Source organism: Paenibacillus litoralis (assembly GCF_046244365.1).
Lineage (GTDB): Bacteria > Bacillota > Bacilli > Paenibacillales > NBRC-103111 > Paenibacillus_V.
Genome location: NZ_CP176395.1, coordinates 4,876,785 through 4,901,944 on the forward strand (window position 1 = coordinate 4,876,785; position 25,160 = coordinate 4,901,944).

The window sequence follows — 25,160 nt, forward strand, 5'->3', positions numbered from 1 at the left end:
CCTTTTCATATATATCGGTCTATTTGAAAATAATGTTTGGTTCATGTTTTCTCATGCCTTATCTTTATTCCAGGTATCCTTCAAAGGAACAATGCGGTTAAACACGAGCCTGTCAGCGGCGGCAGATCTTGAATCCATGCAAAAATAGCCGTGACGAATAAATTGGAAGGGTTGTTCCGGGCAGGCATGCTCCAAGTATGGTTCCAGCAGGCAATTTGTCACCACAACAAGAGATTCCGGATTGAGGGCACCGGTCCAATCTCCGTTCTCATCATCCGGAAGCTTCCGCTCCAGAAGCAGCTCCTCGTACAGTTGAACGTCGGCCTTTACGGCATGCTCCGCGGAGACCCAGTGAATCGTCCCTTTCACCTTGCGGCCGGTAAATCCGCTGCCGCTCTTGGTAATCGGGTCGTACGTACAGCGAAGCTCCGTAATGTCACCCGTTTCCGGGTCTTTGACCATTTCTTCGCACCGGATAAAATAAGCCCCTTTTAGCCGCACCTCGCTATTCGGACTCAGCCGATGAAAGCCTTTGGGTGGTACCTCCATAAAATCGTCACGCTCGATATAGACGGTTTTGGTAAAAGGAACCTCTCTTTTCCCCAGCGCTTCGTTTTCGCTGTTGTTGTCAATCGTCATCATCTCCGTTTCGTTCTCCGGATAGTTGGTTATGACAACCTTTAACGGCTGCAAAACAGCCATAACGCTTACGGCCTTGGCTTTAAGATCCTGTCTGAGGCAATGGTCCAGCAGCGAAATGTGAACCGTGCTTTGGGTTCGGATACCGCCAATCTCCTCGATAAAGCTGCGAATGCTTTCCGGCGTGAAGCCCCTTCTCCTTAAGCCGCGGAGCGTAGGAAGTCTCGGATCGTCCCAGCCGTTTACGTACTCCCCTTCAACCAGCTGCCTCAAAAACCGTTTGCTTGTCACGACACCCGTTAAGTTCAGCCTGCCGAACTCTCGCTGCCGCGGAGGCTCGGTAATGTCCAGCTCGCGCAAAACCCATTCGTACAAAGGCCGATGGTCTTTAAACTCGATGGAACATAACGAGTAGGTGATGCCTTCGATGGCATCTTGTATAGGATGAGCAAAATCGTACATCGGATAGATGCACCATTCCTTTCCCGTCCGGTAATGCTCTGCGTGAATAATGCGGTATATTACGGGATCGCGCAAGTTTATATTGGGCGAAGCCATGTCGATTTTGGCGCGCAGAACCCTCGAAGCGGCCGGGTAGACGCCATTTTTCATGTTCGCAAAAAGCTCCAGATTCTCCTCGACCGGCCGATTTCGGAACGGACTGTTCCTTCCCGGCTCCGTTAAGGTCCCCCGGTAATCCGTCACCTCCTCCGGCGTCAGATCACATACATAGGCTTTTCCCCGCTTGATCAAGGATACTGCGGCTTTATGGATCTCGTCCGAGTAATCCGAACCGTAATAAATATGATTTCCCGGATCATAGCCGAGCCACTTGATGTCCTCCACGATCGCTTTCACGTACCCGATATCCTCCTTAAGGGGATTCGTGTCGTCAAACCGCAAATGAAAAGATCCGTTATACCTTTGGGCTGTCGCATAATTCGTGTGTATGGCGTAGGCGCTTCCTATATGAAGGTAGCCGTTGGGCTCGGGAGGAAATCGCGTGCGCATCTTTCTTCCGTACGGACTTGACTCAAGCTCCTCGTCTATCAGCCTAAACAAAAAATGATCAACTTGTTTTTCCTTTTCGTGATCCATGGCGACTCCTCCTAATGTACATGAATAGCGGTATTTGAAAACAAAAAAAAATCCCACCTCCAAGACTTCATGTCTTGGGGACGAAATTTTCGCGGTACCACCCCAGGTTCATTAATATGTCGCCATATTAACCTCTTCAAGTACGGCATTGCAAGCAATGCTTATACTTTAGCTCTGTAACGGGAGCTCCCGTCAGACCATCCCCGCTCGCGGTTCCGGCATGCTGCTCAGAGGCTTGATTCGGGGAACATTCTTGGCTCCTTTTCAGCTGCCGGAGCTCTCTGTACAAGAACGGGTTGCCCTACTCTTCTCGTCATCGCGTTTCGATATGGGTATTATGATAACAAATCATTCCCATTTGTGTAAACGGTTATTCCGTGGAGGCTCGATGGAACACATGGACTGGACATGAGAAAAGCCGACGTTGATGCTTTTTCAGCAGCTTCGGCGGCTTTCCCGGAAAACTTATCAAAATAGACTCGGCTGCCGGTCAGCCTGTGGTTGGAGGCTCACTATGGCCTCCGTTCCATAAAGCTACCACGCCGACCGGAGGTTCATTATGTCCTCCGTTCGACAAAGCTATCGTGGTTGGTGGCTCATTGTGGCCTCCGTTCTTTATGCTAAACCCGCCGGTTGGTGGCTCATTGTGGCCTCCGTTCCTTATGCTAAACCCGCCGGTTGGCGGATCATTGTGGCCTCCGTTAGGAATTTTCGCAGCTCCCGCCGCTGAGGTTTGAATTACACTCAAGAGACATGCAGCAACTATCGCTGCTTTACGTAGTTTCTTCATAGATACGATCCCTTCCTTTCACCTTTTATGGATACGAAGCAGGTATTAGATTTCCAAGCGCATGACCGCATCCATCCCCCATCCGAAGATATTCGCCGTCAAAAATCCTTTGCTACTTTGCGTGCCGGCCCTGAGGGATCGTGTCCGGATTCTCCGTCCCTCTCCTTAGACCTTGAATGGATTTCCACATTTCTACCAATCGGATTATATAAGCTAAACGAACTTCGCGGAAGAATGAATTCTTTTCACCCCTGCAGGCAAGCTAGCGGAGTTTGATTTCAAGCTCGCTTACATAGACGGAGGTCGACGCTCCCCTCGGTTTGTCGAATTCGAATTCGGCGAATTCCGCATATTTGCCGACGTAATTCAACCGAATTTGCATGGGGATAGGATCGTGTCCGTCCGGCAGCCATTTGGCAGTCGCCTTATAACGGCCGATCGGCACATTGTCTATTCCAAGACCGCCTTGGACGGGGCCGGCGCGTTTGACGATCGTCTGCCCCGCGCTGCCGTCAATAAGCGAACCGAGCGGCGTAAGCGTCACTTCCAGATCGGTCATGTTGAACTCCGGCAAGCCGTCATCGAACGAAAAATTGGGATAAATATAAATTTGTCCGTCCATTTTGGTCCAAGTAAAATCGCGAACGGCTCCCGTTTTCCCCGCAAGCGGCTGGTCGACATCAGCCGCCAAATGAAACGTGAACGGTTTGCCGTTAAACGTTTTGGTCAGATCCGCACTCATGCGCCAAGTAGTGGCGGCATTGGGTAGTTCGATCCGGTAGCGTCCGGACTCGTCGGTAACGCCAATAACATTGCTGTCGTATAGCAACGTGTTATCCGCAAAGACCGTAACGCCGGAAATCGGTTTCCCTTTCGCGTCGCGAACGACGCCTTTTACGACGAAGGGTTCGATCTTCTCGTTCGATTGTTGTTCGTTTTGTGTTCCCGAAGACGGTTTCTCCTCTTCCTTCGTAAAGCAGCCTGACAATAAAGTTATAAACAGAAGCAAAAGCAGCGACAAACTTACCGTTTTCATTCCGATCACCTCAAAAAAAATCGCTAAACCATCGTACTTAGGAAACAAGGCCTTTACCGTACGGAAAAGGCCTCGGGAAACTACTCGTAAGTTATCGGGGGCTTCGGCTGCTCAGGCTTAGGATACAGTCTGACTTCAAGCTCGGCTAAATAGTTGGATGTCGAAGCCCCTCTCGGTTTATCGAATTCGAATACGGCTGATTCGGCGTATTTACCGACATAATTTAACCGTATCTGCATCGGGATCGGTTCGTGTCCTTCCGGAACCCATCTGGCGGTCGCTTTGTACTTGCCTATCGGTATATTATCGACACCGGCGCCGCCTTGGATAGATCCCCCGCGTTTGACGATTGTTTTACCTTCGCTGCCGTCAAGGAGCTTGCCGATAGGCGTAAGCGTCAATTCCAGATCGCTCATGTAAAAATCCGGCAAACCGTCATCGAATGTAAAGTAAGGATAAACATAAATTTGTCCGCCCGCTTTCGTCCAAGTAAAGTCGCGGATCGCCCCCGTGCTTCCCCCAAACGGCTGATCGACGTCGGCCGCCAAATGGAAGGTGAAGCTTTTGCCGTTCACCGTATCGGTCGCATCGGCGCCCATTCGCCAAGAAGTCGCGATGTGCGGCAGCTCGAGCCGGTAATATCCGTTTTCGTCGGTAACGCCGAGGACATTACTGTCATATAGCAAGGTGTTATCCGCAAAAACCGTGACGCCGGGGGCCGGTCGGCCTTGCGCGTCGCGCACATAGCCTTTTACGACATAGGGTTCGACCGTATCGTTGGACGTTCCGGGTGTCGGTCCGGGATTCGATGAGCCGCCCGATTCCTCGATTTCGATCGTCGCCACGTCGCCCTCTTTGGAATAGGACACCTCGTAACCGCTGTTCTCCGCTACGAATCGCAAAGGCACCAACGTGCTATCGTTAATGATCTGTGCAGGGACCTCCAAGGTAACTTCTTCTCCATTTACCTTTGCGCTGGTGCTATTGATCGTTAACTCGATGACAAGTCCTTCCTTCGTTCCGATCGCTTTTCGGGTCTTTCCGTTGTCGACCCAATCTACCGTAAAGCCAAGGGTTTCAAACAGCTTGCGGAACGGGACTAGCGTTGAACCGTCTTTAATAATAGGCTTGACATTTTCAAATTGAAGCTCTTGCCCCTTATAAAAGATATGAATGGTTGGTCCGTCACCGGGAACAGGCGCAGGCGTCGGCGTAGATTGTGCCGGAGTTGATGCAGGTGTTGGCGTCGGCGTCGACTGTGCCGGAGTTGGCGTCGGTACCGGCTTTGTCGTCGACTGCGGAGTTGGCGTAGCCGTCCCTGAGTTTGTCGAAGGCGTTGAAGTTGCAGCAGGCGAAGGCGAGGCGGATGTCCCTCCGGATGTCATCGGCTTCTTGTACTTGATCGGTTTGGATACGATCGTCCCTTGCGCCGTCTCGATTTCCAGTACATAGTACTGTGTTTCCTTGATCGTTCCGTTGTTACTGGCGTACAGGTCGAATACAAGCTCCCCGCTGAACTCGCCGACAGGTTCATTCACATCATTTCGAAAACCGGGGTTGATGATTTCGCTTTCGTGGGTTGTACCGCTTGCCGTAGTAACCGTTTTGTCTTGCACAATGCCGAGGAGCCAGCCTGTGGTTACTCGATTCGTTCTCCACACGCCTTGCTCACTATCCTTGCCGTAATCGTCCGTCGAGCGCAGCACAACGGCATTAATGACCGTCTTCTGCGCGAGGCTCAGCAGCAGCTTGAAGTGGCCGTCCTTGTTGCCTTCCGGCGTAAAGTCGGCTGCGCCGACGACGTCGAAAGCCGTATCTAACAGGCTGAACTCCTTAATTTCCACGCCGCTCGGCGCGGTCTCTCCGAATGCAGAAGCGATACTTGAAAAAGCTAACGCTCCAGCCAGAGCCGAACACATAACCGCAGATCGCAGTTTATTGCTTACTTTAAACATTGTAACGGTTTCCTCCCTGTTTTCACTTTTACCAACCATTTCCCATACGTTCCCAACTCGCAAGACCAAGTATGACAGCTATGACCAAAAGAAAATATTATCCGAAAGTATACTTTAAGCGTATATAAAGGATAATTCCGCTTGAATCTTCCTTGTGGGGCGGATCGTCATTCTCACCTCCTTGAACTTCAACTCTTCCCTCTGTTTAGGATTATATAAGCATACCTGCCGATGCGGGAGGATGAATTCTTTTCACCCTCATGAAATAAGGGCTTCTCGACGATAGAAAAAACGGACGCAAAAGAGGGGATGCCCAAAAGCCGAATGGCTTTTGGGCATCCCCCGTGCCGATCATGAACCCTCCTGCAGAACTATCTTTTTCTCAACTGCAATCCCGTCCACAACAATAAAGTCGGAACTACAAAAAACCAAAATGTTAGTGCAGGCGCTGGAGAAATTTGAAACATCTGTACCAGTGCAAAGGTAAACGAATGATACGCCAAAAAGATCATCCGATTAAACCCCATTAGACTGGGAAAAAACCAGCCATACAACCCGATCAATGCGCCGATCAAACTAACCGCCGAGACAGAGAGAATGTTTAATGCGACTGTGCCCATTGATTTGAGAAAAATATGGCCAAGCAACACGTACATAGTAAATGATAGCAGCACAACAAATCCGAGATAAACCGGATGACCGCTTAAGGAATACAGCAAACCGGACAAGGCAAGGACAAAAAAGTGAATCCCAAACGAGACAAGGTTATTCCGAAGCATGTTCCCCCTCCTTTGCGATATCCGGTTGATGATTCGTTTATGCTCTACGTCGATTTGGATATGGCAAGCTCTAAATAATCGTTCGCGGCTACGACATTCGGAAAAACGGATTTGACGCTTTCAACAAGCTCGGCAATTTCATCCCTGTCGAAGCGCGAGCTGAAATGAGTGACGGCAAGCCGCTTTGCCCCGGCCTTTGAAGCGATTTGCGCAGCTTGAAGAACGGTCGAATGGCCGTAGGCCGCAGCCTTCTCCTCCATGCCCGCGGCGAAAGTCGCTTCATGGACTAACAAATCCGCATCTTGAGCCAGCCTAATCGCGTTATCGCACGGACACGTGTCCCCAAGTATCGTTAAGATCCTTCCTTTCGCCGGCTGACCGACGACTTCCTCAGAACGAATGATTCGACCGTCGGACAAAGTCACGTCTTCTCCGCTTTTGAGCTTGCCATACGAAGGACCGGGTGGAACGCCAAGACGAGAAAGCAAGGCTATATTCAATTGCCCCGGACGCGGACGCTCCTCGATTCGATAACCGAAGCAACGAATCCGGTGGTCGAGCTCCGCAGCTTCAACCGTGAAACGATCGTCCGAAAAGACTGGACCCTCTTCGATCTCAAAGATCTCAAGCTCATAGTTCAAATGCGCTCCGCTGTTCTGAAATACGCCATCAAGCAAAGCGTGTAAGCCTTTCGGCCCAAACAATTGCAAGGGACCGGCGCCTTCATAGAACGTTCGGCTACTGAGCAGGCCCGGCAAGCCGTATACATGATCGCCATGCAAATGGGTTATGAAAATTCGTTGAAGCTTGTTAAGCTTAAGCTTTGTTTCAAGCAACCGATGCTGCGTACCTTCCCCCGCATCAAACAGCCAGAAGCTATGCTGCGGCTCAGGCAGCGAGAAGACAATGGAAGTGACGTTTCGCTCGATGGTCGGTCGACCGGCGCCTGTACCTAGAAATTGCAGCTGCAAGAGAAGTCCCCTCCGATTCGATGTTATTTAGCGTTCTTAGACTCTTAGAATCGGCAGGGATTCCCATTTTTATGCCGCTATTGACGATACTTCCATCTTTACTATGGTCGATCTAACCTATGGTATAATGGGTTACCGGCTAGCTAGCAGATCAAGTCACTTTTAGTAGAAAGGAGCTGTTCACCCTTGCATATCGGAGTAGATGTCGATAATACCATTCTTGACGCCACTTCCGCTCATTTGCACTATTATAATAAAGCATCGGGTTTGTCGTTTACACCTGACGATGTCGATGATTTTTATTTATACCGCTTATACGGTTGGGATAAGGCAGAACGGGAAGCCGTATATCATCGATATGGGCATGATATTCATTGGAACTCATCGCCATTCCCGATGGCAGTGGAAATCTTACGGCAACTGTTTCATGAGCATCAATTGTCTATTATTACTGCTCGACCGCTCCTTTTTCGCGATGTAACCATGGAGTGGTTGAAACGGCATCAAATCCATTATCATAATCTAACATTTACCGAAAACAAACTCCAAGTATGCATGGATGCAAAGATAGATGTGCTAATTGATGACGGTCCTCACTATGCCGAGGAATTTGCACTAGTCAAAAAGCCCGTTATTTTATACGAACAGCCTTATAATTTGTCCGTTACTAATGACTTCGTATATCGAGCCTCGAACTGGAATGAGGTAAAAAAGCACATTGATGACTTAGAATCGAAACGAAGCTTGATTTAAACCGCCTTCACCATGATATAGAACGAGCTATCTCGCGGATAATCCTTGAGCTCTCCTGCATCGGAGTTGCCCTATTTTCGTCTGCTAGACAAGTCTGGTTCCGATTACGATCGTAGCGTCCAGATCGTCGAAGCTCGACACCTTCGGGATCAGCCCATTTCCTGCGAAAATCTCGGCGGCGAGCGGCGCTTGCCTCCCGCTAGTTTCTACAAGCAGATGCCCGCCCGGCGTCAGCCAGAGCGGCGCTTCGGCCGACACCCTACGGAGGACGTCAAGTCCGTCCGCTCCTCCGTCGAGCGCAATTCGCGCCTCGTGTATACGCGCTTCCGGCGTGAGCAGCCCGATCGCATCGGTAGGTACGTAGGGGATGTTGGCGATCAGGATGTCGACTCGGCCCCGCAGCGTGGCGGGCAGCGGACCGAATAGATCGCCTTCGTATACGCGCCCGCCGGCTGCAGCGACGTTGCGGCGGGCGCACTGCACTGCGGCAGGGTCAATGTCGGCGGCATGCAACTCGATCCGTTCCAGGGTTTCCGCCAGCACTTTGCCCAATGCGCCCGAGCCGCAGCACAGATCTAACACGACTGCTCCGGTCCGGGCGAGAGCAGCGGCCTCGCGAACAAGAAACTCGGTGCGGCGGCGGGGGACGAATACGCCGGGGTCCACTTCAATCCGCAGTCCGCAGAATTCAGCCCACCCGATGACGTGCTCGAGCGGCAATCCGGCGGCACGCCGGTCTACCATCGCGTCGAGTTCGAACCTCGAACGCGCAGCTGAAAGGAGCAGCCGGGTTTCCTCTTCGGCGAAAACACAACCGGAGGCACGAAGTCTAGCGGCGATATTTGCACTTGCGGCAGCTCCAAGTATTACGCCTATTGATCTTGCCTTCCCAGGGGATGCTTCATCATCATCGACATGTTTTGCAGAATCGGCTTTAATCGTAATCATACCTCCATGAACGAAATTGATTTTCCCGAAGTTACATCTCCTGAAGAGAATAGTTGATAGGTATCATTCTATCCCCGACGCCGATTACTGGACAGGTAAAAATTCGTTATAGGGAACTCATCCGATTAAAACCAGCACAAATACATGCAGGTTCGACTTTAACTTTTCTATAAATAAAAACAGAGGGTTCTGCGCCTTTCGGAACAACCCCTCCGCTTCTCTATACGCTAAATTTCTGTCCAGTCCGTTCATAATTCCTTTGTCATAAATACGCTATTGGGGTCCTCTATGTAATCCGAAAACGGCTTGCAATATCGAAACCCGAAACTTTCGTATAGTCTTCTTGCTGGCTCGAAAGCATCCATGGAGCCCGTTTCCAAGCTGATCCGCCGGTAGCCGCGCCGTTTGGCTTCTTCCACAATGTGCTCCAGGAGCCGCTTGGCAACTCCCTTTCTTAAATGTGCGTTAGAAGTTCGCATCGATTTTATCTCGCCGTGCTGCTCGTCAAGTTCTTTAAGTGCCCCGCAGCCAGCTAATTCCTCTTGTTCCCATGCGCTCCAGAATGTAATTTCCGGTTTTCGCAATCCCTCAAGATTTAGCGCGTGCATACTTTCCGGCGGAGATAGCAATGTCATCCCCTTAAGATGCTCACTCACTAATTCAGTCACTTCAGATCCAGTCAAATCGTCGATTTTAATATCCAGAACAATCACTCCGCCGTTATTATTTCATTACTGCCCTTTTTCGAAAAATTTTTTTAGCGCTTCACATGGGCGTCGGGAGCTTTATCCGATACGAGATTCAAGACAATATTATGTTCAAGCAGCGCCTTTAGCCCGCAGAGAACAATCGTAAATCCTTCCGTCGAATCGATGACTTGCTTAACCATGTCATCCCCATCTCCCTTAAAGCCTGCGTTCGTAATCGTGACGAATGTTTCGTTCTCCGCCCGCAGGGTGAAAATCCACTCAACCGTGGTGCCGTCGCCGAATGCGATCAGGATTCGCTTATTTTCCTCGATTGCTTTTACATCGACGTTTGTAGAAGCACCGTACATCTCCCAATCCCACTGGACGCGTCTGCCCGTTTCCAATCTTCCGCTGCTATTGGTGAACCAAAATTTTGAAGTAATCACTGGGTCGATAAATGCCTCAAACACCTCTTCGACCGGTTTTCGAATAAGCATTTCCGCCTTCGCAATCGGTACCTGTTTCAGGGTTGCCACCATGACCTCTCCTTTCCTTTTGCTAAGCTCCTTCTATCCTATCATAGAACCAGACTGCCTTTCCTTTCTCTTTTTTAAACCTTTATTTTAGCATGCCGACTCCGTCATGAATCAGGCTCCGATACATTCTTTCTCTTATTCCGGTGTCCCTCTAATAATTGCCAATTTATGCTGGAATACTGCTAAACCTCATTCTCCAACTTGTCCGGAAGCGGGTTAAATTGAAGGACGCCCCGCAGGAGCGGCCCTTCCGGCAAGGTGAGAAAAGCGATGCGGTTGCCAAGATAGTAATGGATTAGAACTTCCTACCTTCTTTTTATTATTAAATAGATAACAACAATCAACATTACAATTCCAACAATATACGGCAAAAAATCTTGCCAACTATATTTGCTACCCTTATACTCACCTTGATAAATGGCTTTTTTAAACCGTTCTTCGCCCTCTTTAACGGCAATTGCTTCTTTTATGTCAACGCCTATGATTGCAAAGTATTCAGTACCCTTGGGATACCTGTTTGAAAAGTTGCCGGAATAAGTGCCTTCTTGGTCCGAATATTTAGAAACCTTACCTATCTTCGAATCAATTTGTTTCGGATCGACCAGAGTTTCCGAAATGACGTATAGGTTTCCGTCATTTACAACAAACATGTACGCCCATGTCGCATGAGCTGTACTAATATTGAAGCTACACCCTATCAAAAAAACGGAAAGCACCTTTATAAGGGTACTCAATCTTGATCACCCTCTTTATATCCTGCATCAGTTGGATTGTACATGAGCAAGAATGTTAATAAGCTTACCGAAAGGGTCGCGGACATAGAAACGCCTGACGCCCCATGGCTCGTCAGCCGGCCCGTACTCTATCTTGAACCTCGCTTTCTTCATGCGTTCAAACACCGCATCGACATCATCGACTTCAATCGACAGATCGGGAGTAGGCGTGCCGGAGCCTCCCTGTGAGGCGAAACTTATCTGGATGTCCATCTCCTCGTCCGAACCGTACGTTGTGATCCAACCATGATCCATCAATAACTGGAGACCGAGCACGTCCTGGTAAAAGCATTTGGCGGCTGCCGTATGCTGCGTAACGATATTGGCGACGATTCGTTTGACCTTCATATCCTTTCTCAGCCTCCTGCTTCCTTGCGTTTTTGCTATGCGTAGGCATCTATTCCTTTAACTAGTATTGCATATAAGCCTTACGCCCACAAGAAAGTAGCCGTCGTTTGGATTCAAAAAAAGAAGCCACCTCAACTACGACGGCAGCGTCTACGCGACAGGATCAAGTAGATTTCACAAACAAATGCTTCATGATTTCACGGTTTTTTTGTGCAAAAATTTCGTTGTGCGATGAAACCATGCCGTATGCATAAGCGTCAGGCGTAATGAACTGTTTCGCTCTATTCACCGCATTCGCCGCATCCTGGAACGCCCCCGCTATTAAATGTAGCTTCCCGACATGATGCAAAATATCTCCGGCTGCGTATACGCCTGGCACCGAGGTTTCGCTCAGCGGACTCGACCCAAAAGCATTCCATATCGATCTATATATGATAGTAACAGAAATAACCACTAATGATAATCATTCTCATAATAAATAATCCTTAACTTACCGTTTAATGACGATTTCACACATATCTGTTCATTTATACGTTGGTTACATGATCTTTGGCCCATGAGTGCGGAATGGATCGGGCGCGATAGGAAGCGTTCATGAGCGCGGCACTCATCGACAAAAGGCTGCCGTGGCCGGCAGCCTTTTGTGTCATTCGTCGTACGCGAATCATCGGGTTTAACTTAACGGTTACTTGTCTAACCGGTACACGCCGGCATGCTCGAATTCGATCGTATCTTGAGGCTGCAGCAAGCTGCATTGCGTGTGCAAAGTTACTGCATGTACCTCCGCCCCCTCGATCTTTGCCGGAATTTCGGCAATCAATACGAGCGTGCTCCAATGTCCGCCGGTAGCCTGAATCATTACCCGCTCCGACTTGCAAGTGCCCAGCCGCCTCTTGTCGTTCCCGTGCATGTCGAGCTTAAGCTTTAGCTTCGCTGCTTCATCCGCTCCCGGATTCGCACGAAAATGCATAACAATACCGTACAACCCCGCTTCCAAGCGTATGGCTTCTACAAGCTCGCCCCCCTGAACGCCAGGTAACGACACTACCCGGCCGCCGGATGGCCCTCGTTCTGCCGAAAGAGTCGCTTGGCGCCCTTCCGGCGGCAGCTTGATCGATTTCATCCAAGCGATAATTCCATCGGCCTGTTCCGTTGAGGCAGCCGCCACGGTAGACTTGACATCCTTCGCGTTAACGGATGATAAATTCAGGTCACAACCTGATTCATCCAGCAGGATGGCAAGTAACGATAGGAAGCGGCGGGTGTACGGCTCCGTGCTTTCCATCGCAATCCTTTTCGCCCGATCGATCACTGTCGCTGCAGCCTCCGGATGATTCCGGCACCAAGCGATAAGCGAGGCCACCGTAACGCCGTTCATTCCTGTCCATTTCAATCCCCAACCGAGAGGATCCATATGCAGTTTGAGCATTGGATTCGTCTTGAACTCTTCGATAAGCTGATACCGGCGTTCCACCCGACTGAAGTTTAATTCGATTTGCTCAACGGCCAGAAGCGCCGTCTCTTCGTCTGCCGTCCGTACGGCAGTGTCGATGGTCGGATAACTGAGAGCCGATATTTCATAATACTCGAAAGCGCGCAGCATCAGCTTCGCCCGTTCCTTCTGCGGCTCCGTCTTCGTTTTGGCAACGGCCGATTCAAGCAGTCGGCGGCTCTCGGCGATCTCCTCGACGGTAACGAGGGCGAGATAACAGGACTCATAAAACGCCATATAGTTCGTTCTCAAATGGGCTTTCTTCCAGTTGCGGAACCAGCGCGAATCGAAGGAACGCGTATGCCAAAACCGTTCCCAATGCTTGAAATAGCAAGCAAGGTCAAGCGCCGCTTCCGGCCCGACAGCCCGCTCGTACCATTCCGCAAGCAGCGAATCGACGCTTTGATGCGGATTCCACTGCAGCTTGGCCATTACCCACGCCTTAGGACCTTCGCCGGCAAAGTTCGCCCACATTTCCACAAAATGAGCCTTCACGCCGTTTTGCAGCGCATATTGGTAACTCTCCGCCACACGGTGCAAATACATGCGCGGCAGCATATAAGTGCCGCCGTACATATATTCGTAGTAGCCAAGCGACGGAGCGATTTTATTCCAGCTTTCCGTCAATTTTCGTCCCGCTGCTCCCATTTCCGGGTCTTCCCAGGAAAAGCGGTCGTCGGTAATATAGACAACGACATTCGGATGCAGCTTCACATCCGTAGTCGGGTCATATACATCGGCGTACGCGTACAACCCGATATATTTGTCCGGATGCTTCCGCATCACCCCTTCAGCCACTTTGTTCACCCAGCGGAAATAAATATCCGACATGTCGGTATGGCCCAGCGAATTCAACCGATTCGGGTAATCCGGGTGATTAGGATCGTCTTCGACAAATCCGCCGCAATCGTTGACACCGAGCGAATAACAGGTTTCTTCCCGATTCGCGTCAAAATAATCATTGATGTTGCGGATCGCTTCGTCGACGGTCGCTTGAAGCGTAAAGGCCGGCTGCCAATGTTCCCCCGAATCCAGATTCGCCTTAGGCGGATAAAACTCGGGATGACTGTCCTTATACTTCGCAGGCGGAAACAGATTCCATAAGTTATGAAACGGAAAAATACGGCGGTGCAGTCGATTGAAGCGCTTCCATTCCTCAGCTCCAAACGTATCGTCGATATCTCGGGAAAGGAAGGCAGGCTGTTGTCTAATCGTCTCCTCAGGTACGACCAGCTCATGCGACCAAGGCACGTCCTCTCCGATATCGCCGGGCATAAGCCAGCGAACGCCAACGTATCGCTCCAAAAATTCATAAACGCCGAATTGCGTTCCCCACGAGCTTCGTCCTACGATGTCGATCGCGCCATCGGCTGTTCGGATGACGAATCCGTCCGCATCGAGATTCATAAGGGCCGCTTGCACCTGTTCGTTCCGTTCTCCCGCCTCTCCGACTCGAATGAGCACAATCCCTTCCGTTTGCCGATGAGCAATCGCACTTTCGGTGACGACTTCCAGCTCCGCCCCTGTTGCTTTTCTTACATATTCTACGAGTACATCCGCCGCAGCCCTCGTCCGCTCGTCCGTTTTGCCGGTAATGACAACTTTTGCATGGCTGCAACTCTCCCTAACAAGAACAACCTTTCTCATGTTCCCGCCCTCTTCCCAAATAACTATTCAGATTTTTCGGACTTTTCACACTCCTTCATTGTAACATGCGGAATGGCGTAAATATACCAAATTTACCCTTTTGCTTGAGGGTAATATGGGAAAATTCCAGAGGAACGGTTGTCTGGAGCGCACACGCAATAAAACATAAAAGGACGGCATCCGCCGTCCTTTGTGCTCTCCGTCGCTTCCATTTCGCCCTGCTTCTTGCTTATCTTTCTTGAAGGAGCTCCCTTTTCTATAGCTTTTTCATTACCGGTATCCAAATTTCGCTTTTGAATCTCGGGGAGGTCACGTCCTTATTCTCGTTCCACAAGATTTCGGGGCCTTCTCTTAGTTCGTAGCTTGAGGATGGAAACCATTCGGAATAGATGCGTCCCCATACCTGTTGAAGCGTATCCGGGAACGGTCCGATTGCTTCAAATACGGCCCATGTTGAGGCGGCAACTTCAAGTTGGGTTAGATGATCGGGACATTCATTCGTCGTTGCCGCACCAATGTAGTGATCAAACTCTCCTTTCTCCTCCATTCGCTCTTCAGAAAAGTTCGTCGATGCACTAAGCAGTCCCAATGGCTGGACATTAGAAAGCTGTTTCAGCGTATTTATCGTTTCGCCGTCTAGACTTTCCCACATCTTGGCAATCTCCGGGTTAACCCCGTGGAAAATAATAGGAACTCTTTTCATAATCCCTACAATGCGAAACGCTTCTTTTTCTTCAATCCGGTAGTTCATTCCGCTTCCTCCTTTAATGGTCAACTGAAAGGTCATGACAGGAAAAGCTTTAAGCGAATGGCCATTATTTCTGGCTTCCGAGGGGGTTACGCCATGCAATTGTTGAAATGCTCTTGCAAAAGAATCCGGCGAGTTGTACCCGTACTTCATGGCAACGTCAATGACCTTCATGGCATTGTCTTTAAGATCAAATGCAGCTAGAGTAAGGCGTCTGCGACGAATGTACTCCGAAAGCGTAATGCCGGCAAGGAAAGAAAACATCCTCTTAAAATGATATTCGGAGCAACATGCAAGCCTCGCTACTTCTTTGAAGTCGATTTCGTCGGTAAGATTTTCTTCGACATACGCCAATGCGCCATTCATGCTTTTAAGCAAATCCATATCCGTGACCTCCCTTACCAATAGAGTAGCAGGAATGAAATCCATCCATCCGACATTTCGTGCACAATTATGCAGGGTAAAGCCGGTTTACTTCTCTTCAACGGAATCTCTTCTAAATCCTTTGAGCATGTCGGAAACAACCGTCATTGTCTCCTCCAACGATTGTTGGTAATCCGGCATTTGCGCAATCCAGAGCGCCGCTTCGTTCAATGCGCCTGAAAGACAATGAGTCATGGCATCAATCGAAACAGGCTTGAGGCATCCTTGCCCTTCCATGATCTGAAGCTGCCCGCGAAGCAGCCGCATGGCGTTGTTCTCGTCCATCATCCGCCACGTCTCCCAGCCCAAAACAGCAGGACCGTCTATAAGCAAGACTCGCTTGTTTTGAGCCTCGACTGCCCCTGTGACAAATGCACGGCATCCAAAGAACAATTGCTCCCACACGTCTTCGCTTTTTGCCGCTTCCGCTTCAATCCGTTCGGCAATTTCTTTTTGAACCGATTCCAGCACAACGTGAAAGAGACCTTTTTTATTCCGGAAATGATGATAAATGCTCCCGCGCGTTAATGCAGCCTCCTTCGCAATATCCTCTAACGTAGAATCTGCATAACCGTGTTTCGTGAAATACCCTCTGGCGACTTCGATAATCTTGTGAATGGTATCCTTCGTGTCCTCTTTGTTTCTTTTCATAATCGATTGCTTTCTCCTGTTCTTGTCCCCTAACTTCTCTCCGCCCTTAGCTCCATATGGACTCTTACTATCGGATCATGCTTTGCCGCCGTCATTATCAGTTGAACAGACCTTCTCTACGTATTGAGCGCTTTCCGCTTCCGAAGGAGGGATGATCGTAATCACATCAATGAGCACGCCGTTAGGGTCAGAAGTAATAAAATGCCGTTGTCCGAACTCTTCGTCCCGAATATCGAGCTCAAGTGGAAGCTTTTCAGTAAGAATGAGCCTCTTATACTCCTCATCCACATTTTCCACTTCAAAGTTAAGAATCAAGCCCTGCGCTTTTTTTCGGTATGCCATAGGTATGGTCGGGTGTGAAGCATCCAAAAGTGCCAATTCATAAGGGATGTTACCCTTGGACATCTTCAAGCTCACATACCAGTCTGCTTCATATACCGTCTCGAATCCGAAATGTTCCGTGTAAAATCTGGCGCTCTGTGCAACCTTCTCCGTCAAAATGACCGGATAAAAACTCGATGTTATCATAAGCAAAACATCTCCTTTGGAAGTAATTAACACTCATTTTAACATACATACAGAATGTATGTAAACTCCATAAAAAATCGGTATGATGCAAGAGGAGCAATTTAAAACGCGTAAGGTTCGCTTTGGACCGGTTTACAGGATGACCCTGTTCTCCAAAATATTTTTCAAACAAATATGAGACTTGGAAGGACCGATCCGTGCAAGCGAATCTTGAAATTCTGCTAGCTCTTCTACCGATGCCGTCTGTACTTTCATGAGATAGTTATATTCCCCGCTAATGCGGAATAAATCGGTTACTTCCCTTACCTCTGTACAAAAATCGACTAACTCTTGGCAGTGTACCGTCTTTATCAGAATAAAAGTGGTCGTGCCTCTATTCAACTCTCGCATGCGAAAAGACGTACGATACTCGGAAATGATCTTTTTATCTTCGAGTTTCATGATCCTCTCTTTCACGGACGGCTGAGACATCGAGATTTCTTTACTGATTTGAGATATAGGCATTCGCGCATTATGCTGAAGCAATTGCATGATCTTTTTAAAAGATTATCAAGCAACCCTTGCATTTTATGCTCAGGTCTTAGGATTTAAAATAGGCCACCATTGGAGTCTCCCTTCCTTTCGGATTAAGGAGGCTTGCATGCTTGTTTCACTTGATCGAAGAACTTGTATTGAAATATTTGATAACGAAGCGGTTATCCCCGCTCAAGGAAAAAAAGCCTCGACTGAAGAAGAAATCGCTCATGGAGCGTTATTGCATTTAGCGTTTTATGTCCAACATGTAGATGATATGTATGAAAAAGCTCTTGCTCATGAAGCAAAAGCTTTTATAGAACCCGGTCAGCTTTCGCTAGGCGAACCGTCGCTTGTCGTAAGAAACGCTGTGATCCACAGCCCTAACGGCGAAGTGATCGAATTTCTTGAGGATGTTGATTTTGATGTGTCCGGCAAGGACTAAAACTAGTCCGCTTAACCAAGCTGCACGCTATTTTTGTTCCTGATGCCTTCTACTCTCACCTTCACGTAAATTTCCAGCTGTCTGTACGATATTTCCGCTGAGACTTTTGTAGGAATATTTCACACCCGGTTCGTCCTTAAATTCAACAAAAATAGTGATCCCCAAATCCCCGCCCTTGGATCGAACACCTTGAATAGATAATATTTCATCCTCTTTGTATTTTTTAAGGTTTACTAAATAATCCTTAACCTTGTATTCAAAAACGCCTATCTTGTATCCTGTATAGGCATAAAATGTACCATAGAATAAAATCACCGTTAAGATGGCTGCGGCAGCCATCTTAACGTTTTTATGGACATAGATTTTACTCATATATTTCCCCTTCAAAGAGATTTGGCTACACCAAAAGTTTTCTCCATCTGGTTCGCTGCAATACCCTCATCATACACAAAAACCGCCGACCCCATGCCGGCAGCTTTTGTAAGATTTACTTCGAACGCATGTTCAATAATTCTTCGATTAATACCCCGTTAATTCTCAGCCCTTCGATCTTGCAGTCAATTAGGTTTACATGGGTCAAGTCGCAGCCGGTAAACGTACTGTTCGGGATCTCGACGTTCTCGAAAGCGGCAGGTTGATTGTCCGCACCGGCGTTCCGAATCGTTAGCCCGCTAATATTGGCCCCTTCTATCGTAAGCCGGCTCAAATTGGCGTCGCTGATTTTACCGTCTCTCATATTCATGTCGTTAAATAAGCAATGACTTAGGTCCGCATAGGTAACTTTCACGTGGGGTAATGAAATGTCATGAAAGGCGACATGTTCGGCACGGCAATCAGTAAAAACGGAATGGGAAATATCCGAGTTTTTAACGACAAGCTTTTGTTTGGGTTCCCTCTTATCCACTATTTCGATCCATACTTCCTTTTCATTCATGGTCTTCGCCTCCAATTTCACTCGTTAATCCAATTTGAAATGATAAAAGAACTCGCAACAGTCAACCATATATGGTAATTTTATACACATTAAATAATACCGCACATATGTTCGTCTGTAAAGCATGGATTTATTAGCCTCTGTAACTAAAGTAAGGACCGCACCATCCTGTCTCGTGAGTTATTACATAGGTCCAATGAAAAGCTGTGTCGACAATATAAATATCTTTCTCCTGTAAGAAGTCATCAGCCGTTACCGTTCTTACATGTTCAATCAAAAGGGCATCGTCTGTACGCTGATAGAATACATAACAGGCATTCTTTTCCGTTTGATTAAATTCCCTGTCGGCGTCTTCGCCCTTCAAGCAGCCTCTTTTCTTATAACTAAACAAGTGCCATAAATATCCGTTGTGTCCGTTGTCATCATGTAGAAAGATAGATGTTTTCTCTTCCTCCGTCAGATGATTTGCGAAGTTATTTTCCCATTGCTTGCGCAAGTCGACCCCCCAATTCGGCAATGGTTGTATTTGCACTTTTTTACCGCTAAGTAAATCCATAATTGACAATCTTCTTCCTCCTATCATTCAAAGGAAATGTATTAGCCGCAACTTCCCTACTTATATAGACAGCCGCTTCCTGAAAATGTCTCCGATTTACTCCACCGGCATTCGGAAATTCCGATTGAAAAGGTTAAGTTTTTCATGAAAACAGGTTGCACTTTCAGTTAAATGATGGTAATTTCTTTATAGATCATATGATATGTATCATCTGTTATTCAATATAAAAAGGAGCGCTATATGGCACCAAAGTCGAAGTTTACGAAAGACCAGATCATCGATGCGGCATTTGAAATCGCAAGAACCGAAGGCATGGATCGCATAACGATCCGAAAGGTAGCCGATAAGCTGGGGAGCTCCATCGCCCCGATCTACGTGAATTTCAAAGAGGCGGACGAATTGATGCAAGAGGTCGTCAAAAAAACCTTCGCGATTAGCAAACAACTGTTGATGGAACAGGATACAGGGAACCCGTTTTATGACATCGGAGTCGCCAGTTTGCGGTTCGCTAAGGAGTATAGCGTATTGTTTCGAGACCTGGTCATGAAGAAAAATGACTATATGGACGAACAAAATCATGATATGGGCATGCTCGTCGGCCTGATGAAACAAGACCCTCTTCTCGAAGACTTTACGGATGCGGAACTGACGACCATCTTATTAAAAATGAAAATCTTTCAAACCGGTCTTTCCGTCATGGTGGCCAATGCGTTGCTGCCGAACGATTATGACGAGGAAACGATGATCGCTATGTTGAACAGCACGGCCATGGATATCGTCGGCGCAGCTCGAATGCGTAAAGCGGGCCATCTGGCAGATCAAATATAGGGTGCGAACGGGAGGTTCGGCATGAAAGGCCAAATCGTGATCATTACGGGAGCAAATTCGGGAATAGGGAAAGCGGCGGCTTTGAAATTTGCGTCCGAAGGATATCGAGTCATCATGGCTTGCCGCAATTTGGAGATCAGTAAAAGCGTGCAAATGGAAATCATTGACGCCTCGAACAATCGGAACGTGGATCTGATGGAGCTTGACGTTTCTTCGTTCGATTCCATTCGTACGTTTTGCTCCGCTTTCAAAGCCAAATACCCGCGATTGGACATTTTGATCCATAACGCCGCTTACTTAAAGCATGGTGAGAAACAATATAAACTCAGCGCTGAGCATATCGAATTGACGTTTGCCACCAATACATTCGGTCCTTTTTTGATGACGCGCTTATTGATCGATCATCTCCAAAAGTCGTCAGACCCGAGAATCCTTCATGCCTGTACGACGAACATCAAACATTTTTTCGACCCCAAAAGAAAAATCGACTTCGACAACCTGCGCGGCGAATTCCGCGACACGCGTCCTTATAGCGTTTATAAGATGTACGGGGACTCGAAAATGGCGCTATTGATGCTAACCTTCAAAATGGCTGAGGAATTCAAAAACCGGGGAATCAAAATCAATGCACTCCAAATCAACCGCGTCAAATTGTCAAAAGAGACCATTCGCAAAATGCGATCCGTTTGGAAAGTGCTTGCTTGGGCTCAAAATTTGACGAACCCTTTACCGTCAGGCATGGCCGATACTTATTTTCACATTTGCACCTCCGATGAGTATAAGCATGTTTCCGGCCGGCTTATCAATCATAAGAGAGAGCTTGTTCAGCCATCCGTGAACGAAAAGGGGATCGCACAGCTGAAGAACATTTTCGGATCGGGAAGCTTCCCTAACTATGCGACGGACTCTCAAAATGTAGAGAACATTTGGAACCTGAGCATGACGCTTACAGAAGGCTACTTGATCTAAAGCGAAACAGACGGCTATCCTGCCGTACACCGCCTGTTTCACCACATTACCACGTCCTCGACCGGCTTCGAACACCTTGAATCAAGCATTGCAGGCGGCGAAATAATCGAGTAAGAGGGGGCAACTAACCCCCGTCTTCTCACACCACCGTACATGCGGGTCCGCATACGGCGGTTCCAAAAGGTTAACGAAGCTCCAAATAACGTGAAAGCAGACTTTTCAGCCCTTTCGCTTCCCAATAGGAAGTTGGAAGGGCATTATTTGTGTTTCGAGACATTTCCCATACGCCTCGCCTTGAATTGGCCATGACAAAGCAAGCCCACTCCGGTACGCCGAGTGCTCGAAGCTCGCGAATTCGAGTGCGCACCCGTTTCCACTGCTTCCATAGGCACATGCGCAGCCTTCGACGTATCCACTGGTCGAACTTCTCGCAATGGTTCTTGGCTGCGGCCAAACGAAAATAACCAATCCAGCCGATGAGGTAACAGTTTAGCTGTGTAATGCGGCTTTCCATCGACATGGACCGCGTTCGGTTCGTTAGCTCTCGGACTTTCTCTTTGAATCGGGAGAGCGTTTGTGGAGCTAGACGAATCGTCGCTTTCTTGTCTCTCAGGAAGCTAAAGCCCAGAAACTTGCGGTTCCAGGGCCTGTCTACCGCACTTTTCTCTCGATTCACCTTCAGTTTCAGCTTTCCTTCTACGAAGCGAGTCACCGATTCCATCACACGCTCACCTGCACGTTTACTGGCCACGAAGATGTTGCAGTCGTCCGCATAGCGGACGAACCGCAAGCCTCGTTTGGTTAGTTCTTTGTCCAGATCATCCAGTAGAATGTTCGCCAAAAGCGGACTCAATGGACCGCCTTGCGGCGTTCCTTCTTCCGTTTTCTCTAGTGCCCCATCCGACATGACTCCGGCACTTAGATAAGCACGAATCAGTCTCAAGATACGCTTGTCCTTCACTTTTCGTGCTACTCTTGCCATAAGCATGTCATGATTGACTCGGTCAAAGAATTTAGCCAGATCCATGTCTACGACCCATCTGAGGCCGCTTTGCACGTAGATTTGTGCTTGTCTTACGGCGTCGTGCGCCCGTTTCCCTTGGCGAAACCCATAACTGTACCAAGAGAAATCTGCGTCGAAGATCGGGTTCATGACTTGTAGAAGCGCCTGCTGGAGGAAGCGGTCCATCACGGTCGGGATGCCGAGCAGCCGTACGCCGCCTCCGGGTTTGGGGATTTCCACCCGTTTGACTGGCGCGGGTCTGTACGTTCCCGCGAGGAGGTCGGCTTTCGCCGCGTTCCAGTGTGTTTTCAGGTAAGCTTGTAGCTCTGCTACCGTTACACAGTCCACGCCGGGAGCTCCTCCGTTTTGCACCACTCGTTTGTAAGCCAGTCGAAGGTTGTCTCCTTCGAGCATTCGCTCTAGCAGGTCGTTTTGGTCTTCGCGAGAGGAAGGGGCGACTTGTGCCGTCGAAGAACTCGGCGCTCCGGCATACCCTGACGGCTTCACCGCTTCTCTTTGCCGCGAGCTCTCTTGTGAGATTTTCTGCTGTCTTTGCTCATCGTTCGAACGCATCGGTTTCCTCTCTCCTTTCGGTTCGGCCCTTCCGCAAGCTGTTGCAACAACTAGCGTACTATGGCCTCTGCTGACTCCTGCGGATTCAGCAGAGCCTTTCGGCTCTGGTTACGAAATCACTTCGCGTGTTCCGCAGGCCTCCCCAGATAAGAACGTCATCTTTCCGCCCGCGCTCGCCCAAGTTTACGGCTGCAGCCCTTGGCAGCTTTGGATTTTGTCTTGTAGTGGAGACTCATCCGACTGCGGCCGCCTCAAATTGGATTCGTGTACCTCAAGCCGTGCGTTTGCCGTAAGCTTCCTTCAGATTCCGCCTCGCGACGGACACCCTTGCTCTTGGCTAATGGTAGGCGCTTGCCAGCCCCCATTCCGGACTTTCACCGTAGAGATGACGCCCATGCTGGGCGTACAATCAAAAAGCTTGCTCCGGTCGTCGTCCGGGCAAGCTTTTCTGTTCCATCGGAACGAATCGAAACCGATCCGTTCCGCTTTCGCATGGGCTGAAGGCAGCTCAGCCCGCCGGGGTAGCGCTCTGGCTCTCAAGGACCGTATGCGCCGCTCGATTCGCTACATACTTGTCCATAACCGCAATGAGCTGGTCCCTCTGCACCGGCTTCATAAGAAACTCAGCCGCGCCGAGCGAATAACCGAGCTGTCTGTCGCTCGTCATGGACCATACCACAACCGGAATATCCGCGAGCTCCGGCTCGTTTTTGAGCGCGGTAAGCACATTCCACCCGTCCATGCTCGGCATGAGAATATCCAAGCAAATCACTTTAGGGCGCATTTTTTTGGCCAGCCGCAGTCCCTCCGGACCATTATCCGCGAATGCGAGGGTCCAGCCGGTTTTCGCGAGATACCGTTCCATCAATTCCTGATTATAGGCTTCGTCGTCAATAAGCAGGATACTGACCTGACCGACCTCTTCAGCGGGATTCGCCGTTGCATCCATCTCGGGAGGTGGCGATCCTTTCGGTTCGTCAGATGCAGCGGGCAACCAGCAAATAAAGGTCGTACCCGCGCCAAACTCGCTCATCACTCGGATATCTCCGCCCATGAGTTGGCTAAAGCGCTGGCTGATCGCGAGTCCCAGGCCCGTCCCCCCATATTTCCGCGTCGTGGAAGCGTCCGCCTGCGTAAAGGGTTGAAACAGCTTGCCAAGCTGCTCCGGCGTCATGCCTATTCCGGTATCTTGGACGCGGAAGCCGTAACCGGGCCTGCCGTCTCTGGATTCCTTGCAAACCTCGAACGTGATCGAACCGGCCTCCGTAAACTTATTCGCGTTGCTCAACAGGTTAATCAGAATTTGCCGCAGCTTCATGACATCGGCCTTTATTTCTCCTTCTTCCTTGCAGATCGTGAGAATCCTGTTTCCTTTCCCCTCAACCAGCGGCCGTATCGTCGTCATCACGTCCTGAATCAGATCGGGCAAGCTGCATGTCTCCAAATGAAGCTCCATCTTACCGGATTCGATCTTGGAAATGTCAAGAATATCGTTGATCAGCGCGAGAAGATGGTTGCCGGCTTTGCTGATCTTCGCTAAGTCCTCGACGAAAACCGGCTGGCCGAGCTCCTCCGCTTCCTCCTGCAGCATTTCGCTGTAGCCGATGATCGCATTAAGCGGCGTTCGCAGCTCGTGGCTCATGTTGGCCAGAAACTGGCTCTTGATCAGATTGGCTTTGATCGCTTCATCATGCGCTTTGGCAAGCTGCTTCGTACGTTCGGCAAGATCGGCTTCCGCCTTGACTCGATCGGTAATATCCGTTCGGATCGATATAAATTGATGGGGCGTTCCGTCGTCATTAAGAAAGGGCACAATGGTCGTGTTCATCCAGTATTCGCTGCCGTCCTTGGCCCGATTTTTGACCTCGCCTTTCCAGACATTGCCTTGTTTGATCGTATCCCACATGCCTTTGAAAAAAGTTTTCGGGTGAAAGCCCGAGTTGATAACCCGGTGCGTCTTTCCGATGAGCTCTTCCCGATCGTATTTCGAAATTTCGCAGAACTTTTCATTTACATAAGTAATAATGCCATTATTGTCCGTTATAGCCACAATCGAGGAAGCATCCAGTGCATTTTCAATATCGCGCAAACTTTCCATCGTCTGAATCAGCTTACTTTCATTATACTTGCGCTTAGTAATATCCGACCCAATCGCGACATGCTGATAGACGACTCCTTGCTCGTTCACGAACGGCACTATAGTCAGGTTTATCCAATACTCGCTGCCGTCTTTGGCCCGATTTTTCAGCTCGCCTTTCCATACTTGCCCTTGACCGATCGTTTCCCATAGCTCTGTAAAAAGCGCCTGAGGATGAAAACCGGAATTTACCGTCGTATGGGGCAATCCGATGATTTCGTCCCTCGCAAACTTGGATATTTCACAGAAAAGATCATTGGCATAAGTAATGATTCCTTTATGATCCGTAATGGAAACGATCGAAGAGGCTTCCAATGCGGCTAATGCATACCTGACATCTTTAAGATCCGTGAACATCTTTCTTCTCCTATCCCGCTATGGAATGAATGCTTCCGTTA

Annotated in this window: 24 protein-coding genes, 2 pseudogenes and 1 other annotated feature; of the genes and pseudogenes, 4 read left to right on the top strand and 22 right to left on the bottom strand. The window is 49.0% G+C overall.

The window, feature by feature from the left end:
- Window positions 1-51: 51 nt before the first annotated feature.
- The 5 genes from ACKGJP_RS20325 to rnz all read right to left on the bottom strand — a co-directional run bounded on the left by ACKGJP_RS20325 (window position 52) and on the right by rnz (window position 7,268).
- Window positions 52-1,737 carry a glutamine--tRNA ligase/YqeY domain fusion protein gene (locus ACKGJP_RS20325; RefSeq protein ID WP_409340638.1) on the bottom strand — a complete coding sequence of 562 codons (1,686 nt, stop codon included), beginning with the start codon at window positions 1,735-1,737 and terminating at the stop codon, window positions 52-54.
- A gap of 73 nt (window positions 1,738-1,810) precedes the next feature.
- Window positions 1,811-2,063 (bottom strand) — a binding site (T-box leader).
- A 726-nt stretch (window positions 2,064-2,789) separates the two neighbouring features.
- Window positions 2,790-3,563: a carboxypeptidase-like regulatory domain-containing protein gene (locus tag ACKGJP_RS20330; protein ID WP_409340639.1), complete on the bottom strand. Its 774-nt coding sequence runs from the start codon at window positions 3,561-3,563 to the stop codon at window positions 2,790-2,792.
- Window positions 3,564-3,643: 80 nt separating this feature from the next.
- On the bottom strand, window positions 3,644-5,518 hold the full coding sequence (locus ACKGJP_RS20335) for a stalk domain-containing protein (RefSeq protein WP_409340640.1): 1,875 nt from the start codon (window positions 5,516-5,518) through the stop codon (window positions 3,644-3,646).
- A 371-nt stretch (window positions 5,519-5,889) separates the two neighbouring features.
- The gene (locus tag ACKGJP_RS20340; RefSeq protein ID WP_409340641.1) at window positions 5,890-6,297 is read right to left on the bottom strand and encodes a hypothetical protein; all 408 of its coding nucleotides are present in this window, start codon (window positions 6,295-6,297) and stop codon (window positions 5,890-5,892) included.
- 44 nt (window positions 6,298-6,341) lie between these two features.
- Window positions 6,342-7,268, bottom strand: coding sequence for a ribonuclease Z (rnz, locus tag ACKGJP_RS20345; RefSeq protein ID WP_409340642.1), 927 nt, complete (start codon window positions 7,266-7,268; stop codon window positions 6,342-6,344).
- 186 nt (window positions 7,269-7,454) lie between these two features.
- On the opposite strand from rnz, the gene ACKGJP_RS20350 reads away from it, so the two are divergent.
- A complete protein-coding gene (locus tag ACKGJP_RS20350) occupies window positions 7,455-8,021 on the top strand; it encodes a 5' nucleotidase, NT5C type (RefSeq protein WP_409340643.1) in 567 nt (188 codons plus the stop codon).
- 84 nt (window positions 8,022-8,105) lie between these two features.
- On the opposite strand, the gene ACKGJP_RS20355 is transcribed toward ACKGJP_RS20350, so the two are convergent.
- The 12 genes and pseudogenes from ACKGJP_RS20355 to ACKGJP_RS20410 form a co-directional block, all read right to left on the bottom strand.
- A complete protein-coding gene (locus ACKGJP_RS20355) occupies window positions 8,106-8,888 on the bottom strand; it encodes a putative protein N(5)-glutamine methyltransferase (protein ID WP_409347206.1) in 783 nt (260 codons plus the stop codon).
- A 329-nt stretch (window positions 8,889-9,217) separates the two neighbouring features.
- Entirely contained in the window at window positions 9,218-9,673 is a 456-nt protein-coding gene (locus ACKGJP_RS20360; protein ID WP_409347207.1) for a GNAT family N-acetyltransferase, read from the bottom strand.
- 53 nt (window positions 9,674-9,726) lie between these two features.
- Window positions 9,727-10,197: an SRPBCC family protein gene (locus ACKGJP_RS20365; RefSeq protein WP_409340644.1), complete on the bottom strand. Its 471-nt coding sequence runs from the start codon at window positions 10,195-10,197 to the stop codon at window positions 9,727-9,729.
- Between the two features lie 302 nt (window positions 10,198-10,499).
- Window positions 10,500-10,928 carry a hypothetical protein gene (locus tag ACKGJP_RS20370; RefSeq protein WP_409340645.1) on the bottom strand — a complete coding sequence of 143 codons (429 nt, stop codon included), beginning with the start codon at window positions 10,926-10,928 and terminating at the stop codon, window positions 10,500-10,502.
- A gap of 27 nt (window positions 10,929-10,955) precedes the next feature.
- A complete protein-coding gene (locus ACKGJP_RS20375; protein ID WP_409340646.1) occupies window positions 10,956-11,315 on the bottom strand; it encodes a VOC family protein in 360 nt (119 codons plus the stop codon).
- A gap of 163 nt (window positions 11,316-11,478) precedes the next feature.
- Window positions 11,479-11,715: pseudogene (locus tag ACKGJP_RS20380) on the bottom strand (thioredoxin reductase); the annotation flags it as partial.
- A gap of 285 nt (window positions 11,716-12,000) precedes the next feature.
- Complete coding sequence (locus ACKGJP_RS20385; RefSeq protein ID WP_409340647.1) at window positions 12,001-14,454, bottom strand: DUF4838 domain-containing protein; 2,454 nt, start codon at window positions 14,452-14,454, stop codon at window positions 12,001-12,003.
- A gap of 256 nt (window positions 14,455-14,710) precedes the next feature.
- A complete protein-coding gene (locus tag ACKGJP_RS20390; protein WP_409340648.1) occupies window positions 14,711-15,586 on the bottom strand; it encodes a GyrI-like domain-containing protein in 876 nt (291 codons plus the stop codon).
- An 87-nt stretch (window positions 15,587-15,673) separates the two neighbouring features.
- Complete coding sequence (locus tag ACKGJP_RS20395) at window positions 15,674-16,276, bottom strand: TetR/AcrR family transcriptional regulator (RefSeq protein WP_409340649.1); 603 nt, start codon at window positions 16,274-16,276, stop codon at window positions 15,674-15,676.
- A 75-nt stretch (window positions 16,277-16,351) separates the two neighbouring features.
- Window positions 16,352-16,804, bottom strand: a complete 453-nt coding sequence (locus ACKGJP_RS20400; RefSeq protein WP_409340650.1) for a VOC family protein — start codon at window positions 16,802-16,804, stop codon at window positions 16,352-16,354.
- 132 nt (window positions 16,805-16,936) lie between these two features.
- Window positions 16,937-17,245 (bottom strand): Lrp/AsnC family transcriptional regulator, encoded by a 309-nt coding sequence (locus tag ACKGJP_RS20405; protein ID WP_409347208.1) that lies wholly within the window; start codon window positions 17,243-17,245, stop codon window positions 16,937-16,939.
- 33 nt (window positions 17,246-17,278) lie between these two features.
- A pseudogene (locus tag ACKGJP_RS20410) lies at window positions 17,279-17,335 on the bottom strand (Lrp/AsnC family transcriptional regulator); the annotation flags it as partial.
- Here ACKGJP_RS20410 and ACKGJP_RS20415 point away from each other — a divergent pair.
- A complete protein-coding gene (locus tag ACKGJP_RS20415; RefSeq protein WP_409340651.1) occupies window positions 17,334-17,762 on the top strand; it encodes a VOC family protein in 429 nt (142 codons plus the stop codon). The pseudogene ACKGJP_RS20410 and the gene ACKGJP_RS20415 overlap by 2 nt on opposite strands.
- A gap of 27 nt (window positions 17,763-17,789) precedes the next feature.
- Here the strand turns inward: ACKGJP_RS20415 and ACKGJP_RS20420 are convergent, their stop codons facing one another.
- From ACKGJP_RS20420 to ACKGJP_RS20430, 3 genes are all read right to left on the bottom strand, one after another.
- A complete protein-coding gene (locus ACKGJP_RS20420) occupies window positions 17,790-18,134 on the bottom strand; it encodes a hypothetical protein (RefSeq protein WP_409340652.1) in 345 nt (114 codons plus the stop codon).
- 115 nt (window positions 18,135-18,249) lie between these two features.
- The gene (locus tag ACKGJP_RS20425; RefSeq protein ID WP_409340653.1) at window positions 18,250-18,696 is read right to left on the bottom strand and encodes a pentapeptide repeat-containing protein; all 447 of its coding nucleotides are present in this window, start codon (window positions 18,694-18,696) and stop codon (window positions 18,250-18,252) included.
- Between the two features lie 133 nt (window positions 18,697-18,829).
- Entirely contained in the window at window positions 18,830-19,252 is a 423-nt protein-coding gene (locus tag ACKGJP_RS20430) for a DUF4275 family protein (RefSeq protein ID WP_409347209.1), read from the bottom strand.
- A 240-nt stretch (window positions 19,253-19,492) separates the two neighbouring features.
- Here ACKGJP_RS20430 and ACKGJP_RS20435 point away from each other — a divergent pair, with 240 nt between their 5' ends.
- Window positions 19,493-20,080 carry a TetR/AcrR family transcriptional regulator gene (locus tag ACKGJP_RS20435; protein WP_409340654.1) on the top strand — a complete coding sequence of 196 codons (588 nt, stop codon included), beginning with the start codon at window positions 19,493-19,495 and terminating at the stop codon, window positions 20,078-20,080.
- 21 nt (window positions 20,081-20,101) lie between these two features.
- Window positions 20,102-21,049 (top strand): SDR family NAD(P)-dependent oxidoreductase, encoded by a 948-nt coding sequence (locus tag ACKGJP_RS20440; RefSeq protein ID WP_409340655.1) that lies wholly within the window; start codon window positions 20,102-20,104, stop codon window positions 21,047-21,049.
- A gap of 184 nt (window positions 21,050-21,233) precedes the next feature.
- Here the strand turns inward: ACKGJP_RS20440 and ltrA are convergent, their stop codons facing one another.
- Together ltrA and ACKGJP_RS20450 are read right to left on the bottom strand one after the other, a co-directional pair.
- Window positions 21,234-22,625: a group II intron reverse transcriptase/maturase gene (ltrA, locus tag ACKGJP_RS20445; protein WP_409340656.1), complete on the bottom strand. Its 1,392-nt coding sequence runs from the start codon at window positions 22,623-22,625 to the stop codon at window positions 21,234-21,236.
- Window positions 22,626-23,133: 508 nt separating this feature from the next.
- Window positions 23,134-25,119, bottom strand: a complete 1,986-nt coding sequence (locus ACKGJP_RS20450; RefSeq protein WP_409340657.1) for a PAS domain-containing protein — start codon at window positions 25,117-25,119, stop codon at window positions 23,134-23,136.
- Window positions 25,120-25,160 lie beyond the last annotated feature (41 nt).

Bases quoted from the DNA above. Each gene is read 5' to 3' on its own strand.
- ACKGJP_RS20405 (WP_409347208.1), bottom strand. From the start codon at position 17,245: ATGAAACTCGAAGATAAAAAGATCATTTCCGAGTATCGTACGTCTTTT.
- ACKGJP_RS20425 (WP_409340653.1), bottom strand. From the start codon at position 18,696: ATGAATGAAAAGGAAGTATGGATCGAAATAGTGGATAAGAGGGAACCC.
- ACKGJP_RS20385 (WP_409340647.1), bottom strand. From the start codon at position 14,454: ATGAGAAAGGTTGTTCTTGTTAGGGAGAGTTGCAGCCATGCAAAAGTT.
- ACKGJP_RS20450 (WP_409340657.1), bottom strand. From the start codon at position 25,119: ATGTTCACGGATCTTAAAGATGTCAGGTATGCATTAGCCGCATTGGAA.
- ACKGJP_RS20365 (WP_409340644.1), bottom strand. From the start codon at position 10,197: ATGGTGGCAACCCTGAAACAGGTACCGATTGCGAAGGCGGAAATGCTT.
- ACKGJP_RS20330 (WP_409340639.1), bottom strand. From the start codon at position 3,563: ATGAAAACGGTAAGTTTGTCGCTGCTTTTGCTTCTGTTTATAACTTTA.
- ACKGJP_RS20440 (WP_409340655.1), top strand. From the start codon at position 20,102: ATGAAAGGCCAAATCGTGATCATTACGGGAGCAAATTCGGGAATAGGG.
- ACKGJP_RS20390 (WP_409340648.1), bottom strand. From the start codon at position 15,586: ATGGATTTGCTTAAAAGCATGAATGGCGCATTGGCGTATGTCGAAGAA.
- ACKGJP_RS20325 (WP_409340638.1), bottom strand. From the start codon at position 1,737: ATGGATCACGAAAAGGAAAAACAAGTTGATCATTTTTTGTTTAGGCTG.
- ACKGJP_RS20400 (WP_409340650.1), bottom strand. From the start codon at position 16,804: ATGATAACATCGAGTTTTTATCCGGTCATTTTGACGGAGAAGGTTGCA.
- ACKGJP_RS20435 (WP_409340654.1), top strand. From the start codon at position 19,493: ATGGCACCAAAGTCGAAGTTTACGAAAGACCAGATCATCGATGCGGCA.
- ltrA (WP_409340656.1), bottom strand. From the start codon at position 22,625: ATGCGTTCGAACGATGAGCAAAGACAGCAGAAAATCTCACAAGAGAGC.
- ACKGJP_RS20420 (WP_409340652.1), bottom strand. From the start codon at position 18,134: ATGAGTAAAATCTATGTCCATAAAAACGTTAAGATGGCTGCCGCAGCC.
- ACKGJP_RS20430 (WP_409347209.1), bottom strand. From the start codon at position 19,252: ATGGATTTACTTAGCGGTAAAAAAGTGCAAATACAACCATTGCCGAAT.
- ACKGJP_RS20375 (WP_409340646.1), bottom strand. From the start codon at position 11,315: ATGAAGGTCAAACGAATCGTCGCCAATATCGTTACGCAGCATACGGCA.
- ACKGJP_RS20335 (WP_409340640.1), bottom strand. From the start codon at position 5,518: ATGTTTAAAGTAAGCAATAAACTGCGATCTGCGGTTATGTGTTCGGCT.
- ACKGJP_RS20340 (WP_409340641.1), bottom strand. From the start codon at position 6,297: ATGCTTCGGAATAACCTTGTCTCGTTTGGGATTCACTTTTTTGTCCTT.
- ACKGJP_RS20395 (WP_409340649.1), bottom strand. From the start codon at position 16,276: ATGAAAAGAAACAAAGAGGACACGAAGGATACCATTCACAAGATTATC.
- ACKGJP_RS20415 (WP_409340651.1), top strand. From the start codon at position 17,334: ATGATCTTTTTAAAAGATTATCAAGCAACCCTTGCATTTTATGCTCAG.